Source organism: Anoxybacillus thermarum (assembly GCF_000836725.1).
Lineage (GTDB): Bacteria > Bacillota > Bacilli > Bacillales > Anoxybacillaceae > Anoxybacillus > Anoxybacillus thermarum.
Genome location: NZ_JXTH01000106.1, coordinates 1 through 3,545, shown reverse-complemented (window position 1 = coordinate 3,545; position 3,545 = coordinate 1). Strand labels below are relative to the sequence as shown.

2 protein-coding genes and 2 pseudogenes are annotated in these 3,545 nt (G+C 46.1%); 2 read left to right on the top strand and 2 right to left on the bottom strand.

Translation table 11 applies throughout. From position 1 onward, the window contains the following. Together LH47_RS15740 and LH47_RS14345 are read left to right on the top strand one after the other, a co-directional pair. Positions 1 to 143, top strand: a pseudogene (locus tag LH47_RS15740) (UPF0236 family protein); the annotation flags it as partial. Positions 144 to 367: 224 nt separating this feature from the next. Next, entirely contained in the window at positions 368 to 547 is a 180-nt protein-coding gene (locus LH47_RS14345) for a YjzD family protein (RefSeq protein WP_043968647.1), read from the top strand. A gap of 25 nt (positions 548 to 572) precedes the next feature. On the opposite strand, the gene clpB is transcribed toward LH47_RS14345, so the two are convergent. Both clpB and LH47_RS15735 read right to left on the bottom strand, forming a co-directional pair. Next, entirely contained in the window at positions 573 to 3,155 is a 2,583-nt protein-coding gene (gene clpB / locus LH47_RS14340; protein ID WP_043968645.1) for an ATP-dependent chaperone ClpB, read from the bottom strand. A 245-nt stretch (positions 3,156 to 3,400) separates the two neighbouring features. Beyond that, positions 3,401 to 3,545, bottom strand: a pseudogene (locus LH47_RS15735) (UPF0236 family protein); the annotation flags it as partial.

Below are 3,545 nucleotides of genomic sequence, written 5' to 3'. Positions count from 1 at the left end.
CCAAGCGGGTTGAACAGGCCAAACGGAAGGCAGGACGGTTGTGGGCAGATGTGGTGCGTCAGAATCTACCGTGTCTGCAGCGGTCATCCGGGACGCCGATCCATCAAGCGTTGTCGGCGCTTCGGGATTTTGGTTGGGTGTAAAAAAATGGAATACAATATCATCACTTCAAGATGAGGGATGAGAGTCCAAAAGCGCTTACGATATCAATTCCTGAAAATGGTTCGCTAACTAGTGATTGACAACACCCGTAGTGAACCGAAAAAATGTTCTCCACAAAGTCTTGACTGACTCCGTTGCAATTTTTCATTTTCGTCTATTCACCATTTATGTTAAGATAAAAAAAGAGCGTAAAGGAGGGAGTTACATGCGTATTTTTTGGACGTTTTTCTGGACGTTTTTATTAGTAAATATGGTGACATACGTCGTCAGCTCGATGATCGGCGTTGCGTACCATTTCGAAACAGGCACGACGCTCGCTGTCGTTGCAACCGTTCTCATTTTATTGATCGCCCAACTCATTCCGAACGACCCTGTGCATCATTAAAAAAGGATAAACGGCATACGTCCGTTTATCCTTTTTTTACGACGAATTCGTCGCCTTCGATATCGATCGTAACGGTGCTGTAATCTCCAATACGTCCTGCAATGATTTCACGCGCAAGCTTCGTTTCAATATGTTTTTGGATAAACCGTTTGAGCGGACGAGCGCCATACACATGGTCAAATCCATGTGTCGCAATATACGTTTTTGCTTCGTCCGTTAACGTGATCGTCATATGTCGCTCTGCTAGTCGCTCCTCTAATTGTGTCATAAACTTATCCACAATACTTTTCACTTCGCGTGCGGTTAACGGTTTAAATAGTACAATGTCGTCCACTCGGTTTAAAAACTCTGGTCTAAAATGTGCTCGCAATTGTTTCAACACTTGTTCACGCGCTTCTTCGTTTATGTCACCATGCGCATCGACCGCTTCTAACAACGTATGCGAGCCAATATTTGACGTCATAATGACGACCGTATTTTTAAAATCGACCGTTCTTCCTTGCGAATCCGTCATGCGACCGTCATCTAACATTTGCAGTAAAATGTTAAACACTTCCGGATGCGCTTTTTCGATTTCATCAAGCAAAATGACAGCGTACGGCTTTCTGCGCACCGCTTCCGTCAGCTGTCCACCTTCTTCATAGCCAACATATCCTGGAGGCGCCCCGATTAAACGAGAAACTGCGTGTTTCTCCATATACTCCGACATATCGATGCGAATAATCTGTTCTTCGCTATCGAAAAGCGCTTCCGCTAACGCCTTCGCCAATTCTGTTTTTCCGACACCTGTCGGACCGAGGAAAAGAAATGAACCGATCGGACGATTCGGATCTTTCATGCCTGCGCGTGCGCGCAACACGGCATCACTCACTAATTGTACCGCCTCGTCTTGCCCGATGACGCGCTCATGTAAAATGTCGGTTAACCGCAACAGCTTTTCGCGTTCGCCTTCAACAAGTTTTGTGACCGGAATGCCCGTCCATTTTGACACGATTGTGGCGATTTCTTCCTCCGTCACTTCCTCGCGCAACAATCGTCTCTCTTTTTCCGTTTCTTCTAGCTGTTTTAATTGTTTTTCGAGTTGCGGAATGCGTCCGTGGCGCAATTCTGCCGCTTTATTTAAATCGTAATTGTTTTCCGCCTCTTCTAACTCGCGCTTCGCTTTTTCTAACTGCTCACGCAACGCGCGCACGTGTTGAATCGCTTCTTTTTCTTTTTCCCATTGCGCTTTCATCGCATTTGCTTTTTCGCGCAAATTCGCAAGCTCTTGCGACAACGCTTGCAAGCGCTGTTTGCTCGCTTCATCTTGCTCTTTTTTCAACGCCGCTTCTTCAATTTCAAGCTGCATCATTTTTCTCATCACTTCATCTAACTCTGTCGGCATCGAATCGATTTCCGTTCGAATCATCGCGCACGCTTCATCAACAAGGTCAATCGCTTTATCAGGCAAAAAGCGATCAGAAATGTAACGATCGGACAGCGTCGCCGCCGCAACGAGCGCACCGTCATGGATGTTCACGCCGTGATGAATTTCAAACCGCTCTTTTAAGCCGCGCAAAATCGAAATCGTATCTTCGACCGTCGGCTCTTCTACGAGCACTTGTTGGAAACGGCGTTCGAGCGCGGGGTCTTTTTCAATATATTGACGATATTCATCAAGCGTCGTTGCCCCAATGCAATGCAATTCTCCGCGCGCAAGCATCGGCTTCAACATATTCCCTGCATCAAGCGCCCCATCCGTCCGTCCCGCACCGACGATCGTATGCAGTTCATCAATAAATAAAATGATGCGCCCCTCGCTTTTCTTTACCTCATTTAATACCGCTTTTAACCGCTCCTCAAACTCTCCCCGAAACTTTGCTCCTGCAATAAGCGCACTCATATCTAGCGCAAAAATCGTTTTATCTTTTAATCCTTCTGGCACGTCTTTGCGCACGATACGTTGGGCGAGCCCTTCAACAATCGCCGTTTTTCCAACGCCCGGCTCTCCAATTAAAACAGGATTGTTTTTCGTTTTGCGCGATAAAATGCGAATGACGCGGCGAATTTCGCTATCGCGGCCGATGACTGGATCAATTTTTCCAGCTTTCACTTCCGCCACTAAATCGCGGCCGTATTTTTGCAATGCTTCATATGTCGCTTCCGGATTTGGACTAACCACTCGTTGATTCCCCCTTATTTCCATAATCGTTTGCAATAGCTTTTCTCGCTCGATTCCATAGCGTGATAATGTATGTTTCGCTTCTTTATCGTCAACGAGCGCAAGCAACAAGTGCTCAACCGATATATATTCATCTTTCATTTGTTTCGCTTCTTGTTCCGCCCGAACAAGCCATTGCTGCAAACGGCTCGTGACATATATTTTTCCGGCTTCCGAACTGGAAATGATTTGGGGTTTTTTGTTGAGCTGTTTGTTCCACTCATCTAACAAACTTGAAACGGAAACAGACATTTTTTCATAAATGCGACGTGCAAGCCCATCTTCTTGTTCGAAAAGCGCCACACAAACGTGTTCAACGTCCACTTCTTGATGTTGTTTTTCTGTTGCTAACGATTGCGCTCGCATGAACGCCTCTTGCACTTTTTCCGTCATTTGTTGCATATTCATCGCACTCACCCCTTTGACTTTGACTTTTTTTGACCTTTATCTATTACGTATTATAACGAGAAAGCCACCCTTATGCAAGGATGGCTTACGGTTTGAGTCAGTCAAGACTTTGTGGAGAACATTTTTTCGGTTCACTACGGGTGTTGTCAATCACTAGTTAGCGAACCATTTTCAGGAATTGATATCGTAAGCGCTTTTGGACTCTCATCCCTCATCTTGAAGTGATGATATTGTATTCCATTTTTTTACACCCAACCAAAATCCCGAAGCGCCGACAACGCTTGATGGATCGGCGTCCCGGATGACCGCTGCAGACACGGTAGATTCTGACGCACCACATCTGCCCACAACCGTCCTGCCTTCCGTTTGGCCTGTTCAACCCGCTTGGAC

Excerpts from the sequence above, each read along its gene's own strand:
- clpB (WP_043968645.1), bottom strand. The coding sequence starts at position 3,155 with ATGAATATGCAACAAATGACGGAAAAAGTGCAAGAGGCGTTCATGCGA.
- LH47_RS14345 (WP_043968647.1), top strand. The coding sequence starts at position 368 with ATGCGTATTTTTTGGACGTTTTTCTGGACGTTTTTATTAGTAAATATG.